12 protein-coding genes and 1 tRNA gene are annotated in these 14,779 nt (G+C 62.6%); 4 read left to right on the top strand and 9 right to left on the bottom strand.

The features are described from left to right. The first annotated feature begins 150 nt into the window (after positions 1–150). Genes HY852_RS01410 through HY852_RS01420 form a run of 3 tightly spaced genes read left to right on the top strand, consistent with a single transcriptional unit; the run spans position 151 to position 1,892 of the window. Positions 151–771: a hypothetical protein gene (locus HY852_RS01410; protein ID WP_291602117.1), complete on the top strand. Its 621-nt coding sequence runs from the start codon at positions 151–153 to the stop codon at positions 769–771. After that, positions 755–1,129, top strand: a complete 375-nt coding sequence (locus HY852_RS01415) for a transcriptional regulator (protein ID WP_291601973.1) — start codon at positions 755–757, stop codon at positions 1,127–1,129. The genes HY852_RS01410 and HY852_RS01415 overlap by 17 nt, the downstream gene beginning before the upstream one ends. Before the next feature lie 28 nt (positions 1,130–1,157). Continuing rightward, positions 1,158–1,892 (top strand): di-trans,poly-cis-decaprenylcistransferase, encoded by a 735-nt coding sequence (locus tag HY852_RS01420; RefSeq protein WP_291601975.1) that lies wholly within the window; start codon positions 1,158–1,160, stop codon positions 1,890–1,892. Between the two features lie 175 nt (positions 1,893–2,067). Here the strand turns inward: HY852_RS01420 and HY852_RS01425 are convergent, their stop codons facing one another. Continuing rightward, on the bottom strand, positions 2,068–2,664 hold the full coding sequence (locus tag HY852_RS01425; RefSeq protein WP_291601977.1) for a phasin family protein: 597 nt from the start codon (positions 2,662–2,664) through the stop codon (positions 2,068–2,070). Between the two features lie 796 nt (positions 2,665–3,460). Between HY852_RS01425 and HY852_RS01430 the strand changes: the two genes are divergently transcribed. Next, positions 3,461–3,658 carry a hypothetical protein gene (locus HY852_RS01430; RefSeq protein WP_291602118.1) on the top strand — a complete coding sequence of 66 codons (198 nt, stop codon included), beginning with the start codon at positions 3,461–3,463 and terminating at the stop codon, positions 3,656–3,658. A gap of 379 nt (positions 3,659–4,037) precedes the next feature. Here HY852_RS01430 and HY852_RS01435 read toward each other — a convergent pair. From HY852_RS01435 to HY852_RS01470, 8 genes are all read right to left on the bottom strand, one after another. Further along, positions 4,038–4,114 (bottom strand) — tRNA-Arg (locus HY852_RS01435). Between the two features lie 227 nt (positions 4,115–4,341). Next, the gene (locus HY852_RS01440; RefSeq protein ID WP_291601979.1) at positions 4,342–7,455 is read right to left on the bottom strand and encodes an EAL domain-containing protein; all 3,114 of its coding nucleotides are present in this window, start codon (positions 7,453–7,455) and stop codon (positions 4,342–4,344) included. A gap of 198 nt (positions 7,456–7,653) precedes the next feature. After that, complete coding sequence (locus HY852_RS01445; protein ID WP_291601981.1) at positions 7,654–8,724, bottom strand: branched-chain amino acid ABC transporter permease; 1,071 nt, start codon at positions 8,722–8,724, stop codon at positions 7,654–7,656. Further along, positions 8,721–9,731: a branched-chain amino acid ABC transporter permease gene (locus HY852_RS01450; protein ID WP_291601984.1), complete on the bottom strand. Its 1,011-nt coding sequence runs from the start codon at positions 9,729–9,731 to the stop codon at positions 8,721–8,723. The genes HY852_RS01445 and HY852_RS01450 overlap by 4 nt, the downstream gene beginning before the upstream one ends. Further along, the gene (locus HY852_RS01455) at positions 9,728–10,450 is read right to left on the bottom strand and encodes an ABC transporter ATP-binding protein (protein WP_291601986.1); all 723 of its coding nucleotides are present in this window, start codon (positions 10,448–10,450) and stop codon (positions 9,728–9,730) included. Before HY852_RS01455 ends, HY852_RS01450 begins: the two co-directional genes overlap by 4 nt. Continuing rightward, complete coding sequence (locus tag HY852_RS01460) at positions 10,447–11,214, bottom strand: ABC transporter ATP-binding protein (protein WP_291601988.1); 768 nt, start codon at positions 11,212–11,214, stop codon at positions 10,447–10,449. The genes HY852_RS01455 and HY852_RS01460 overlap by 4 nt, the downstream gene beginning before the upstream one ends. Before the next feature lie 66 nt (positions 11,215–11,280). Further along, positions 11,281–12,465, bottom strand: coding sequence for a substrate-binding domain-containing protein (locus tag HY852_RS01465; protein WP_291601989.1), 1,185 nt, complete (start codon positions 12,463–12,465; stop codon positions 11,281–11,283). Positions 12,466–12,579: 114 nt separating this feature from the next. Continuing rightward, positions 12,580–14,625, bottom strand: a complete 2,046-nt coding sequence (locus HY852_RS01470; RefSeq protein ID WP_291601990.1) for an acyl CoA:acetate/3-ketoacid CoA transferase — start codon at positions 14,623–14,625, stop codon at positions 12,580–12,582. Positions 14,626–14,779: the final 154 nt, after the last annotated feature.

Raw genomic sequence — 14,779 nt, forward strand, 5'->3', positions numbered from 1 at the left:
TCTTCCTGCGCCCTCTTCATTGAAGGAGGGCGGGAGCCGAACGAAAACTCGGGCAAAACTGCTGCGAGAATGCACAGGCTTGCCTTTACTTTGCCACACGATATGCTTTGTATCGCAAAGTTAACTGGGGCGGAGCCGGTTCACGTGCAGATGCGCGACCTCGACAAGGCGTTGGCCGATATCGTGGCCATTCGCAGCCAGATTGCTGCGGGTACTGCGTTCCGCGGTTATGGACCGGCGACGATGGCGATGACCGGCGCCATTGCCCTGATCACGGCGGTCCTGCAATCCTTCTGGCTCGACAATCCGACCGCCAACCCGCTGCCGTTCTTCCTCGGCTGGGCCGCGGCGGCGGCGCTGTCCGTGATCATGATCTGGATCGAGATGCGGGCGCGCTCGCGCCGCCATCATTCCGGTCTTGCCGATGCGATGATTCACCAGGCGATCGAGCAGTTCCTGCCGGCCGGCGCGGCCGGCGTGGTGCTGGCCGCGCTGCTGTGGAAGTTCGCGCCGGAAGAGCTGTGGTTGCTGCCGGGGCTGTGGCAGGTGCTGACGTCGCTGGGCATCTTCGCCTCGGTCCATTCACTGCCGCGAACCGTCGCGCTGGCCGGCGCCTGGTACTTCGTGTCGGGCTTTGCCGTGGTGCTGCTGGCGAGCCAGAGCCACACGCTCTCACCCTGGACGATGGGGCTGCCGTTCGTGATCGGTCAGTCGGTGATGGCGGGCATTCTCTATTTTGCTTCCGGAGACAAGGATGCCGAAGTCGGATAGCGCACCGTTCGCCTACGAGGGCCTCGACCGCGTCATTCACGAGAAGGCGCGGCTCGGGTTGCTGACCTCGCTCATGACGCATCCCAAGGGGCTGGCGTTTGCCGACCTCAAGCAGCTTTGCGGCCTGACCGACGGCAATCTCAGCCGCCACCTCCAGGTGCTGCAGGAAGCCGGCCTCGTCGAGGTGATCAAGGGTCATGAGGGCAACCGGCCCCATACGACTTGTCACCTCACCAAGGCCGGCCGCCGTCGCTTTCTCGATTATCTCGCCGTGCTGGAGCGCCTGGTGCGCGACGCCGCGAAAGCCGCGGGCCGGGAGCACACGGCGCTCGGCCGTCTCGGCATGCTGCCGACCTGATCTCCCTTTTTTAACCGGAGACTTTGCAATGCAAAGTGACGTTGCTTCCCAACTTAACGACAAGCTGCATGTCGGCATCATCATGGACGGCAATGGGCGCTGGGCGACACGACGCGGACTGTCGCGCAAGCGCGGCCATGAGGCCGGCGTCGAAGCCATCCGCCGGGTAGTGGAGGCCGCGCCCAGGCACGGCGTCGGCACGCTGACGCTCTACGCGTTCTCCACCGACAATTGGCGCCGACCCAAGGCGGAAGTCGCCGCCCTGATGGGATTGTTGCGGTTCTATCTCGCCAATGAAGTCGCAAGCCTGGTGCGCAACGGTGTCCGGCTGACCGTGATCGGTCGCCGTGATCGCCTGCCCGCGGGCATCGCCGCCGCGATCGCGCGGGCGGAACAGGAGACGGCGGCCGGCGAGGTGCTGCACCTGCGCATTGCCGTCGACTACTCGGCGCGCGACGCCATCCTCAATGCGGCCGCAAAGGCCGCGGCTCTGACCTCGCTTACCCGTGAAGCCTTTTCCCAGCTTGTCACCGGCGAGCCAGGCCTGCGCGACGTCGATCTCATCATTCGCACCAGCGGCGAAAGGCGGCTGTCGGATTTTTTGTTGTGGGAAGGCGCCTATGCCGAGCTGCACTTCACCGAGCGCATGTGGCCCGAATTCGACGCCTCCGATCTCGCGGATGCGCTGACCTGTTTCCATCGACGCGAACGTCGCTTCGGCGGCCTGCAGGCGCTGCCGCTAGAACCGGCGCCGAGCTTGTGAAGGTGCGGGAGAAAAGCGTCACCGCACAGGGTGGATAGGTCCGAGAGCCTCGCTAGAGCCAATGGTCCGCAGCAAGTTCAATCGTCAGACGTTTAGACCACCGGCGACAAAAGGAGCGGCCGGACCGAAGTCAGCCGCTCCTCTTGGTCGTGCTTGTGCGTGGGCAGCTGACGCGCTAGGCGGCGCGCTGCATCCGTTCGATATTCTGCGTCACGTGCTTGGCGGTGTCGTCGGCCAGCTTGATCGACAGGTCTGCCATCCGGCGGCTGCTCTCGAGCATGCTCTCCACGGTTTCACGCACGACCTCACTCTGGACCACCGCTACCTCGTGAGGAGTACGGCAACGCCACAGCTCGTTCATGCGGTCGATGTTCTTCTCGATCTGGTGTCGAGCGAGCTCGAAGTACTCCTGCGACATCATGCTCATTCCCTTGGAAGCGGCCGTGGTCGAGTAGAGAATATTCTCCGCATTGCGAGCGGACTGTTCAGCCGTCCGTTGCGCGTCGTTTCCCGACAGGCCCAGCGTTCGGCCAAGCTGCTCGGTAGAGCGACCTACCATCGTCGTCGCCATGTCCAGACCGAAGCGCCAAGTGTTCTGCAGTGTTTCCGTGTTCTGCTGGAACAGCTTGGCGCCGACCCGAGCTATCTCTTCGCCGGCCTGAGCCGCAGTCTCTCCGACGCGCCTCGTTTCCTCCGCAGCCTTCTCGGTGGTGCGGCGAATTGCGTCTTCGGCGGCCTGAGTAGACTTATCCTCCTGGCGTGGATTTGCCATTATTCTTGCTCCTCGATTTCTGATTGGTGTGAGGTTGGTATGGGATGCAACGAGCGCAAAGCCATCCTGCCTAGAGAACGTGGTCGGGTAACGGCCGTTCCGGGGTAAGAACGTTTTTTGTGAAACTCGACGTCATCGCTGTTCGGCAAAGGGCAGGTAAAGCGAATTCCACTCGCAAGTTGAGATGCGCAGCGTTTCAAGGGCTGAGATCTACCAGCAGAGCAACTAAAACGAGCCGTCGTGAATGCCGGTTGTCGCGCTACTATGGATCCCGACAACGCAACTGCCCTTCAGCAGATGGAGCCAGCGGTCCATGCACAGAAAAAACCGCCCGAAGGCGGTAAGTTTGGTTGCGCTGGTCTAACGCGTACGTAAGTAAAAATGCCTGACCGGATCAAAATACATCCGAGCTTCAAAGTCCGTCCCCCGGTGCGGGCAGAGCTTAGACTCCGCTCGAAGCTCCTGACTAGAAGGAACATCGTGTTCCAGAGCGGGAACGTTGATCTGGCTAATCCAAGTTAAAGGGTCCGAACTCTGTCCAGCAGATCCTCGCCGTCTTCACCGCGAACTCGCTTCGGCCCTGCCCGCGGCACCAGACAGGGCACAGCTCGCCGCGCGTTTCGATTGTTACTCAAATGTTGAGATGCACAAGCATGGCCCCGGTTGCGCAGGGGAGGTGTTGAACCCCTTTCAACCGTTCGGAAACCACCCGAGCTTTCTGTCCGGCACGCTAACGAAGTTGAAAATCCTGACGGGAAATATGGCCGGCACGGGAACATTGAGGGGAGATAAGCCTATGAATGGGCTGGCCGTCATGGAAAACGTGCGCCGCTACCGCGGGATCGCTTCGCTGTATCGCCAAACTGCGGTGTTCCGGCCGCGTCAAAGCTGGTCCTTGCTGGAGCAAGCCAGGGAGTGGGAGCATCGTGCGCTGGCAGAGCTGGAGGCCTATTTTGGGGCCAATGACAATCCGGCGCACAGCCTCGCCGCGTAAGCCTGCGTTTACGAGAGCTGGCCGACATGCCACGCGTATGTTGGCCGTCGGCGTGCCGAACGGCGGAGCCGCTCGGGTTGGTTGAAGCAGCCGATTGCGCGTGAGCTCAGCTGCCGCCGGGCAGACTACGATGCGGCAAGCTCTGTCCGGTTACGGTGCCGGCCCGGCGAACTTCAATCTCCCTAAAGCGCGGCGGCTTCAGGGTGAGACATCATCGCGCGTTAGCTTGTTGTTTGAGCACGATCCCTTCGGAAAACCGCCACCCAAAGCGGGGCGGCCTCCCGAGATTGCCTCATTCATCCTCCAGTCCCGGCACGGACGGCAGATTTTAGGCGTGTTCTTGGGGCAAGGAATGGCAGGCAGCCCGATTAGCCAGTTCTGGCGCACCCGACACGATTCGAACGTGTGACCTTTGCCTTCGGAGGGCAACGCTCTATCCAGCTGAGCTACGGGTGCTTGCGGACTTCCTTAGCCGATTGGAGAGAACTCGGCAACGGCAGGACGGTCGACAATCCGAGGAGCGGAGGCCCTCGGTCGGCTCCAGGTCGATTGCTCCGGGCCGCCGGGGGGGTAGACCTGATGCCGTAAAGCGCCCCAGCGAAGCTGCCCCCCGAGGAAGCATCGTCAGGGCGGCCAGCTCATCCACGCTTCAAGCCGCGGGCGGGGGCGCGGCCGTGCGCGCGTCAGGCGACAGCGGCATCATCATCCTGGGCCATTCCGAGCAGCCGCTTCACCTCGTGGGCAGGCCTCGGAGCACTGAACAGGTAGCCCTGCATTTCGGTGCAGCCCAACGACTTCAGGAGTTCGCGCTGCTGCTCGGTTTCGACGCCTTCGGCGACCGTGGTCATGTTGCTCGCCGTTGCGATGTTCACCACCGCTTGAACGATGGCTGGCGTGCCGCCGGGTTCGGCGATATCGGCGACGAAGCAGCGGTCGATCTTGATCTTGTCGAAGGGGAAGCGCTTCAGGTAGCTCAGCGATGAATAGCCGGTGCCGAAATCGTCGAGCGCAATGCGCACGCCGATGGTGCGAAGCTGATGCAGGATGGCGAGCGCCGCTTCGTCGTCCCGGATCAGTACCGCCTCGGTGATCTCGAGCTCCAGCCGCCGCGGATCGAGCCCGGAGCCCGCCAGCGCGCTGGCGATCTTCAGCGCCACCGATCCGCATTTGAGCTGCACCGGCGAGACGTTGACGGCCAGACGCACGTGGTCCGGCCAGCTTGCGGCTTCCATGCACGCGGTCCGCAGCACCCATTCGCCGAGCTCGACGATCAGGCCGGTATCTTCCGCAATCGGAATGAATTCGGCCGGCGACACGGCGCCGCGCTCGGGATGACGCCAGCGCAGCAGCGCCTCGCAGCACGACACCTCATTGCTGTGGAGGTCGACCAGCGGCTGGTAATGAATTTCGAAGCCGCCGTTGCTCAGGGCGTGACGCAGATCCTGTTCCATGGCGAGCCGCGCCTTGGCGCTGGCGTCCATGCCGGGCTCGAAGAAGCGACAGGTCCGCCGCCCGCCGGCCTTTGCAGCATACATGGCAAGGTCCGCGTTCTTGATGAGCTGATCGAGGTCCGAGCCGTCCTGTGGCGCCAGCGCGACGCCGATGCTGGCATCCGTGGCGAGGCGATGGCCGAGGCACTCGTAGGGCTGTCGGATTGACTCCTGCACCCGTCCGACGAATGCGGCGACTTCCTGGCTGCTTTCGATGCCCGTGCGAATGACAGCGAATTCGTCACCGCCGAGCCGGGCGATCAAGTCGCCTTCGTTGAGGCAGCTTCTGATTCGGCTGGCCACCGATTTCAGGAGCTCATCGCCGACATGATGGCCGAGCGAGTCGTTGATGCCCTTGAATTCGTCGACATCGATGTAGAGCACAGCGAACTTGTCGCCGCGACGAACCTTCTCGAGCTCGAGTTCGATCTGCTGCCGGAAGAGCACCCGGTTGGGCAGGTCGGTAAGGGCGTCGTAATGGGCAAGGCGCGCGATCTTTTCGTCCGCGCGCCGGCGTTCCGTGACGTCGTCCACCACGTTGATGATGTAGCGGGGGTCGCCGACTTCGTCCGGGATCGTGATTCGGCGTGAGGTGATGTAGCGACGTCCCCCGTTGAAATGCCACTCGTGCTCGTCCAGGAACAATCCGTCTGCAGACTGCAAGGTTCTGTTGTCGTAGTCGGTGATGACATCGGCGGAGTCCTTCGAGAATATCTCGAACGGCGTCTTGCCGATAATGGCATCGCGTGAGCGGCCCCAGTGCTCCTCGGCGACGCGGTTGACCACGAGGTAGCGGCGATCGCGGACATCCTTCACGGAGATCTGTGATGGGATGTGATCGAGAATGTTGCGCAGGAAAGCGTAATTGCGATCGCGTTCCTGCTCCAGGTGGCGCCGTTCGGTGATGTCCTCGATGGTGGCAATCCATCCACCTTGACCAAGGGGCTTGTTCAGGACCTGGAACGAACGCCCGTCGCGTGATTCCAGGACTCTTTGTGCGGGTTTGCCCGACGCCACGCCCTTCATGACGAGCGAACAGAATTCCTCGACGTTTCCGTTGAAGGAACCTCGATCCTTGCGGTGCTGCATGACGTCCTGGAAGCGGCAGCCCGGCTTCACGACGTCGGCCGACAGATTGTACATGTCGATGTAACGCCGGTTGCAGGTGACCATTCGCCCCGAGGCATCGTAGAAGATAAGCCCGTGCGTCATGTTGTTGAGCGCGGTATCGAGCCTCAGTCTTTCCGCTTCCAGCCGCCGCTGCGCCTCGAGATTCTGCCGGTTGATCTGCCGGATGACCAGATACAGGATCAGAGCGACCCCCGCAGCGGAGAGGACGGCGATCACGACCAAAGATCGGGTCTGCTCGCGCCAATCGGCGAGCGCGGCGGATTCCGTGTTGGTGGCAATGACCACGATGGGCACGGCGCCCAGCGGCGCCCCCGAGATCAGCCGATCCTGGTGGTCGATCGGGCTGTTGATCCGCAGCGTATGCCGACGTCCATCGGCGATGATCTGCTGCAGCAGCGGCATATCCTTGATGTTCCTGGGCGGCCGTCCAACCAGCTCTGGCGCATGTGGGTAACGCGCAATCAGTTTGCCGCTATGGTCTTGCAGCGAAATGGAGGTGGCTCCGGGAAGGGCTACCGAGGCAAAATAGCGTTCGAAGCTCTCGGGTTCGATTCGCCGCGTCATCACGCCGAGCAACACGCCGTCACGTCCGCTGAGCCGCCGCGCGATGATCGTGGTCCATTTCTTCGAAAGGTGACTTAGCGCGCTCTCGGTCAGCACCGGTTCGACGTGCGGGTCTGATTTGAACCTTTGGTAATAGACCCGGTCCGTGATGCTGATCTTCGGCAGAGGCGAGGGGCCTGACCAGTTGATCAGGTCTCCGTTCGCATCGTAGATCGCGATATTCCCCAGATAGGATGTCGGGCCCGCCTTGCTCTTCAGCGCATAATAGACCTCCGGGCGCGACATGCGCTCGCGGAACTCCTCGGCGGAGGCCATCTCCGAAAGCTCCATCTGGGAGATCAGGTCCTCGGCGAGCGTTTCGGACTCCTCGATCTGCTGATCGAAATGGCGAGTCACGAGCAGCACGGTATTTTCAAGCTCGCGCTCACTGTTGCTGAGCGCGCGCTCGCGGAAACCGTTGATAATCACGATCGTGCCGATGAGAATGCCTGTGACAAGAACGCCGCCGCACGCTGTCAGCCAGAACACCGGGCTGCGCCGCGACGCGGCTTCTCGCGCGGACGTCGCAGCCTGGGACACAGTGCTCGCTATGGCGGAAATCCAACCCCGCATTTCCCACTCTCCAGCGGGGCCTGAATACGACAGACAGGTGGCTTAAACCTTAGGAAAGCCGGTTACCTGACGCTTAACCGTTCTGTCAAAATCGAGAGCTCTGCAGAGTGCTACGAATTCTTGCAGGGCCGCCTCGGACGAGCGGCTTCCCATAATACCGTAAACTTGGGCTTGACGCACCGCCTTGCGGCTGGAAGCTCAGTGCTTCGCGCTTCCGGCTCCGCGCAGCCGTCCGACCACGCCGGTCGGGAAGAAATACACACTTGCGATAAACAACAGGCCGAGCCACAGCAGCCAGCGATCCGGATGCAATAGTCCGGGCAGCAGCGGCAGGCCGGCATCCGCTGCCGCTTTCGATGCCGCGCCCATTAGCGCCTGCAGGTAGTTCTGGGCGAGGATGAAAATCGATGCGCCGATGATCGCGCCATAGATCGTGCCCATGCCGCCGATCACCACCATCAGGAGAATATCGAGCATGATGGTAAAGCTGAGCGACGTATCCGGACCGGCGTAGCGCAGCCAGAGGGCGTTGAGCATGCCGGCGCCGGCTGCCACCAGGGCAGCGATGCAATTGGCGTAGGTGAGGTGGAAGACGGTGCGGAAGCCGAGCGCTTCGGCACGGAAACGGTTTTCGCGAATCGCTTGCAGCACCCGTCCGAACGGCGAGTTCACGACCCGGAGGAGGCAGAGGATCATCGTCGCCGCCGCAATGAGCACCAGATAATACGTCAGCACGCGCCCGTTGAGCTCGAATCCGATCAGGCTCTTCGAGATCAGCACGGTTCCCGGCCGCAGGAGTTCCGGCAGTTGGAAACTGCGGCCGTCCTCGCCGCCGGTGAGCCAGGACAGCTGCGAGGCAAGCACCTGGAAGGCCGAGGCGACTGCGAGTGTGACCATCGCGAAAAAAATCGCCGCGACGCGCAACGAGAACAGGCCGATCGCAAGCGCCAGCAGCGCCGCAAGCGGCAATCCGACCGCAATTCCGGTTGCCACGGCGGCCCAGACGGGTCCCATCGAATAAAGAGCGATCGCGATGGCGTAGCTGCCGATGCCGTAGAACATGGTGTGGGCGAACGAGACCGAGCCGGTATACCCGAGCAACAGATCGTAGGAGGCCACCAATGCCGCGAAAATGCAGATCTGCGCCGCGACGTTCATCGCCTTTGCGCCCGGAAAGAGGAAGGGCGTGGCCGCGAGCGCCAGGATGATAACGACGAGCAGGATGCTGAGAACGCGGCTGCGCGGCGGATCGCCGGAAAGGATCATCATCGGCTGGTCACCGCATAGAGCCCGCGCGGCCGCCACATCAGAATGGCGACCATCAACAGGATGTTGGAGACGAGTGCGAGCTTGGGCACGAGAAAGCCGCCGTAGTTGGCGACCATGGCGACCAGAAGCGCGCCGATGAAGCAGCCGCTGATCGAGCCCAGCCCGCCGATAATGATGACGATGAAGATCAGCACGGTGAGATCGCCTCCCATGGAAGCGTGCACCTGCTCGCGATAGAGCGCCCACATCACCCCGCCGAGGCCGGCGAGCGCCGAGCCGGTCATGAACACGCCGAGAAAGAGGCGGCGGATGCGATAGCCAAGCGCTTCGACCATTTCGCGATTTTCCACGCCGGCGCGGATCAAAAGTCCGATCTTGGTGCGGTTGAGGGTGAGTTCGATCGCGACATAGACGACAAGGCCGACCAGCATCGCGAGCAGGCGGTATTTTGCAATCGCTATGTCGCCGATGATCACGGAGCCGCGCAGCGAAGCCGGCAGCGGAAGGGGAATGATCTGCGGTCCCCACAGCGCATAGAGCATCTGCTCAGCGACGATCAGGCCGCCGGTGGTCATCAGGATCTGCTTGAGATGCTGGCCGTAGACGGGAAGGACCAGCACGCGCTCGACCACGAGGCCGAGCACGCCCGACGCAGCCATCGCCAGCAGCGCCGCAGGCGCCAGCACGGCGAGATTGAGCCAGAGCGAATCGGCCTGCAATGAACCCGCAAGCGGCAGCAGGATCAGGGTTGCGATATAGGCGCCAACTGCGATGAAGGCGCCGTGGCCGAAATTCAGAACGTCCATCAGGCCGAACACCAACGTCAGCCCGGAGGCCATGATGAAGATCATCATGCCCATGGCAAGGCTTGCGATCGTGAGCGTCACCCAGGAGCTGGTCGAGCCGACAAAGGGGATCATCACAAGCGCCAGCGCGACCGGCAACAGGACCGGTGCGACGTCGCGCTTCGGCTTCGGTAGCGGATCGCTGGCAGCCAGATCGGTCACTGATGCGCCTCCAGGCTCAATCCCAACAGCCGCTCCTGCAGCGCTACGTCGGCGGCAAGTAGCTCCATCTCGCCGCGATGCACGATCGTGCCGTTGTCCATGACCAGCACGTTGTCGCCGAGTTCGCGGGCGGCGAAGAAATTCTGTTCGACCATGAGGATGGTCGCGCCCTTGCGCTTGATCTCCCTCAGGCACTCGATCAGCGCCATCACGATCGCCGGCGCCAGCCCCTTGGTTGGCTCGTCGATCAGGAGCAGCTTGCGTGGCTCGATGATGGCGCGCGCGATCGATAGCATCTGCTTCTGGCCGCCGGACAGGCTGCCCGCGCGCGACAGCCAGAAGCGGCGCAGCGCCGGGAAGAAGCCGAAAACCCAGTCGAGCTGCTTGTCGTCGAGCGGCCCGTCGCGCGCCGCCAGCACGAGGTTCTCTCTCACGGTGAGGTCGGAAAACACGGCCATGGTTTCCGGCACGTAGCCGACTCCCAACCGCGCGATCTCCGGCGTTGAACGCTGATCGATGCGCTCGCCGGCCAGCCTGATCTGACCGGAGGATGCCTGCCACAGCCCCATGATGGTACGCAGCGTCGTGGTCTTGCCGGCGCCGTTGCGCCCGAGCAGCATCGTGGTCCGTCCTTCGGGGATGACGAGATCGATGCCCTGCAGGATATGATAGCGCCCGATATGGGTGTGCACGCCGGAAAGCGTCAGGAGTTCGCTCATGCCGCGCTCCTGCCGGGTGCGACGCCGAGATAGGCCTCCTGCACGATCGGGGAAGCGATCACCTCGGCGGGCTTGCCGTCGGCGACCAGCTGGCCGTTGTGCAGGACGATGATGCGGTCGGCCAGCGAGCGGACCACGTCCATCTTGTGCTCGACCAGAAGGATGATCTTGCTCGCATCCTGTTTCAATTGTGCGATCAGATTCAGGACGACCGGGACCTCGTCGATGCTCATGCCAGCGGTCGGCTCGTCGAACATGAATACCTTCGGCTCGAGCGCGATCATCAGGGCGACCTCCAGCTTGCGCTGGTCGCCATGCGACAATGCGGTCGCCGTCACCTGCCGGCGGTTGCCCAGCGCGACCCGGTCGAGGATCTCATCGGCGCGGGCAATCAGGTCACGCCGTACCATCCACGGCCGCAACATGTCATAGTGGGTGCCGTTCGCCGCCTGCACCGCGAGACGAACGTTCTCTTCCACGCTCAGGTTCGGAAAAAGGTTGGTGAGCTGGAAGGCGCGGCCAAGGCCGGCGCGGGTGCGCAGGGGCGCGGATAATTGGGTGATGTCGGCGCCGTCGAAAAAGATGGTGCCGGCCGTCGGCCGGAGCTGGCCCGAGATGAGGTTGAAATAGGTGGTCTTGCCGGCGCCGTTCGGCCCGACGATCGCCGTGAGCTCACCCGGTTTGAAAGTGCAGCTGACGCCGTTGACGGCGACATGGCCGCCGAAGCGAATGGTCAGGTCACGCGTTTCAAGCGTCAGGGCCATCGATGAACTCTGGGCTCGTTCACAAGAGAGCCTCTCCCCGCCAGATGCGGGGAGAGGAAGGAAGCATCAGCGCTTGTTGCGGATAGGAACGTTCATGTCCTCGATCTTCAGCTCGCGAACCGGCTCCAGCACGGCCCAGGCGACGTTCGGATCGACCTTGACCTTGAAGTGATACATGCTCTGGAGCGCCTGATGGTCGTCCTTGCGGAACACCATCTTGCCCTTGGGCGTGTCGAACTCCATGCCTTCCATGGCCGTGATCAGCTTCTCGGTGTCGGTCGACTTGGCCTTGGTGACCGCGGTGACGACCGCCATGGCGGCGGCGAATCCGCCCGCAGTGAAGAAGTCCGGCGGGGCATTGAAGCGCTTCTTGTGCTCGGCAAGCAGCCAATCGTTCACCGGGTTCTTCGGGATGTCATAGTAGTAATAGGTCGCGCCCTCCATGCCCGGCAGCGCCTTGTAAGCGGCGAGCGCGGGGAGGATATTGCCCCCGGTCGACAGCTCAATGGCATAGCGCTTCGGATCCATGTCCTGCAGCTTGGCCAGCGGATTGCCAGCGCCGGCCCAGATCACCCAGATGATCTTGCGGCCCGGCTTGTCCTTCAGGGCGTCGGACAGGCGCTGGCCGACAGCGGTGAGGTCGGGGGTGTTGGTCGGAGCATATTCCTCCGCGGCAAGCGTTGCGCCGGTCTTGGCCAGCGCTTCCTTGAAGGCGGCAACGCCGTCGCGACCGAAGGCGTAGTCCTGCGCCAGCGTCGCGACCGTGACGCCCGGCTTGCCGATCGCGACCGCGTTCGAGATCGCGTCCTGCGACGAGTTGCGGCCGGTGCGGAAGATGTAGCGGTTCCACTTTTCTCCGGTGATTTGATCCGCGACCGCAGGCTCGACAATCAGGATCTTCTTGTTCTCCTCGGCGACGGGCAGGATGGCGAGCGCCGCGGCTGACGAGGTCGTGCCAATGGCGATGTCGGCCTTGTCGTCCTGATAGGCTTCGGCGAGCGCGGCCTTGGCAAGGTCCGGCTTACCCTGGTCGTCCTTGGTGATGATGACGATCTTGCGACCGTCGAGGGTCATGCTGCCCTTGGTCGCATATTCGAAGCCCAACTGCAGGCCGGTTTCGGTCTGCTTGGCATAGGCCTCAAGCGGTCCGGTCTTCCCGTAGATCAGCGCGATCTTCAGGTCATCTGCTTGCGAGGAGGTACTCGCGGCGAGGCCAAGAATGGCGGCAGCAGCAAAGAGAGTTAGACGCACGGATATCCCTCCTGGTTTAGGTTCCCTTGAGTGGCAACAGCGATTCGCACAGGCCGGGGAACATTGCAATTCGATCTTCCTGTCGCGGGCGATGTTGCCGATACGAAATTTGCACTATCCTACCACCTTTTCTTGACGGCTTTCGCCAGCTTGCGCGGCGATACCCTCGACGTTTCGCCAATCCGACTGCGCTTCCTCCGCGCTTTCAAAAATATGCGGGGCGAGGCCGCGCTGCTCGAGTGCTTCACCGAGCTTGATCCGGAGGAAGCCTGAAGTCGTGTAACGCGACACGCCGGAATAAAAACGATCGACCACACTGCGCACCATGGCGGAGTAGTCGTCGAGCAGCTCAGGCACGATCGAAAAGTTGTCGTAGTTGACGATCGCATAGACGCGCCGGTTCAGAGGGGTCAGCTTGGCCTCGACGGTCCTGGCGATGGCGTCGATATCGGCCTTGCTGCGCACCGGATAGCGCTCGAGATTGACGAAGAACAGGTTCTGCTGCTCGTCCAGGGTGAAGCGCTGGTCGAGCGGGATCGACAGCAGGTCTTCGCGCAGATCCATCACTTCTTCACGGAAGATGCGCGTATCCATCAGCACCGGATCGTGGGGGATCAGCGGCTTGAAATCCATCAGGCTCAGGATATCGCGTTCGATATCGATGCCGGGTGCAACCTCGATGAGCTGAAGCCCGTCAGGTCGCAAGGCGAAGACGCAGCGTTCGGTGACGTAAAGCACGTTCTGTCCGCGTGCCGCCGCGAAGGCGCCGCTGAAGGTGACATGCTCGACGGCCTGGACGAATTTGCGTTCCTTCGCCTCCTCGACAATGGAGAGCTTGCCGTCGGAAAGAACGATCCGCAGCCGACCGGCGCCGAAAGTGCCGACGAAGACTACTTTCTTCGCGTTCTGGCTGATATTGATGAAGCCGCCGGCGCCGGCGAGCTTGGGACCGAACTTGCTGACATTGAGGTTGCCGGCGCGGTCGACCTGGGCAAGGCCGAGGAACGCCGCGTCAAGTCCGCCGCCGTCATAGAAATCGAACTGATAGGGCTGGTCGATGATTGCCTGGGTATTGATCGCCGCGCCGAAGTCGATGCCGCTGGCGGGAATGCCACCGATGACGCCGGGCTCCGCCGTCAGCGTGATGAGATCGATGATCCGTTCCTCGTTGGCGACGGCTGCGATCCCCTCGGGCATGCCGATGCCGAGATTGACGACGCTGTTGGCCTTCAGCTCGAAGGCGGCGCGCCGGGCAATGATTTTGCGCTCGCTCATCGGCATCGGCGGCAAAGACGTGGCGCGCACCCTGATCTCGGCGCTGTAAGCCGGGTTATATTGCGTGCCGAAGGTCTGCCAGTGGTTTTCGGGCCTCGCCACGACCACGCAATCGACGAGAATGCCGGGTATCTTGACCTGGCGCGGGTTGAGGCTTCCGCTCTCGGCCACCCGCTCGACCTGCGCAATGACGATGCCGCCGGAATTATGGGCCGCCATGGCGATGGCCAGCGCCTCCAGCGTCAGTGCTTCCTTCTCCATGGTGAGATTGCCGTCGGGATCGCCGGTGGTGGCCCGGATGATGCCGACGTTGATCGGGAACGCCTTGTAGAACAGGCATTCCTGACCGCCCAGGGAGACGATCTCCACCAGGTCCTCCGCCGTGCGCACGTTCAGCTTGCCGCCCCCATTGCGCGGGTCGACGAAGGTGCCGATCCCGACACGCGAGATATGACCCGGGCGGCGCGCAGCGATGTCGCGGAACAGGTGCGTGATCACGCCCTGCGGCAGATTGTAGGCCTCGATCTGGTTGGCGATCGCGAGCTGCTGCAATTTGGGCGCCAGGCCCCAATGACCGCCGATCACGCGCTTCACCAGTCCGTCATGCGCGAAATGGTTGAGGCCACGATCCTTGCCGTCGCCCTGTCCCGCGGCATAGACCAGGGTCAGGTTGCGCGGCTTGCCCTGGGAATAGGGGGGCTCGCCCTCGCTGGAGAGATAAAGTGCTTCCAGGGCAACGGCGATCTCCTCGGCGAATCCGATGCCGACAAAGCCGCCGGTAGCGACCGTATCGCCGTCGCGGATCAGCATGACGGCTTCGGCCGCCGTGACGATCTTGCCCTTCTCCGAATTGCGCAGGTAAGGCAAGGCGGGATGCTGGCTCACGGCGTACCTCCCCGGTGCGTCTTCAACCGTATGCCGGTATTGCTTCTTCCTCCCATGGTTTTATCCGCTGCTGCAGCTGAAGGCGAGCGCGATCATGACGGCCGATTCGACGGGATCTTGGAGGAAGAGCCTGTTCGCGAGGTTGCCAGGTGGA

Source organism: Bradyrhizobium sp., assembly GCF_016213215.1.
In the GTDB taxonomy this organism is placed as follows: domain Bacteria; phylum Pseudomonadota; class Alphaproteobacteria; order Rhizobiales; family Xanthobacteraceae; genus Bradyrhizobium.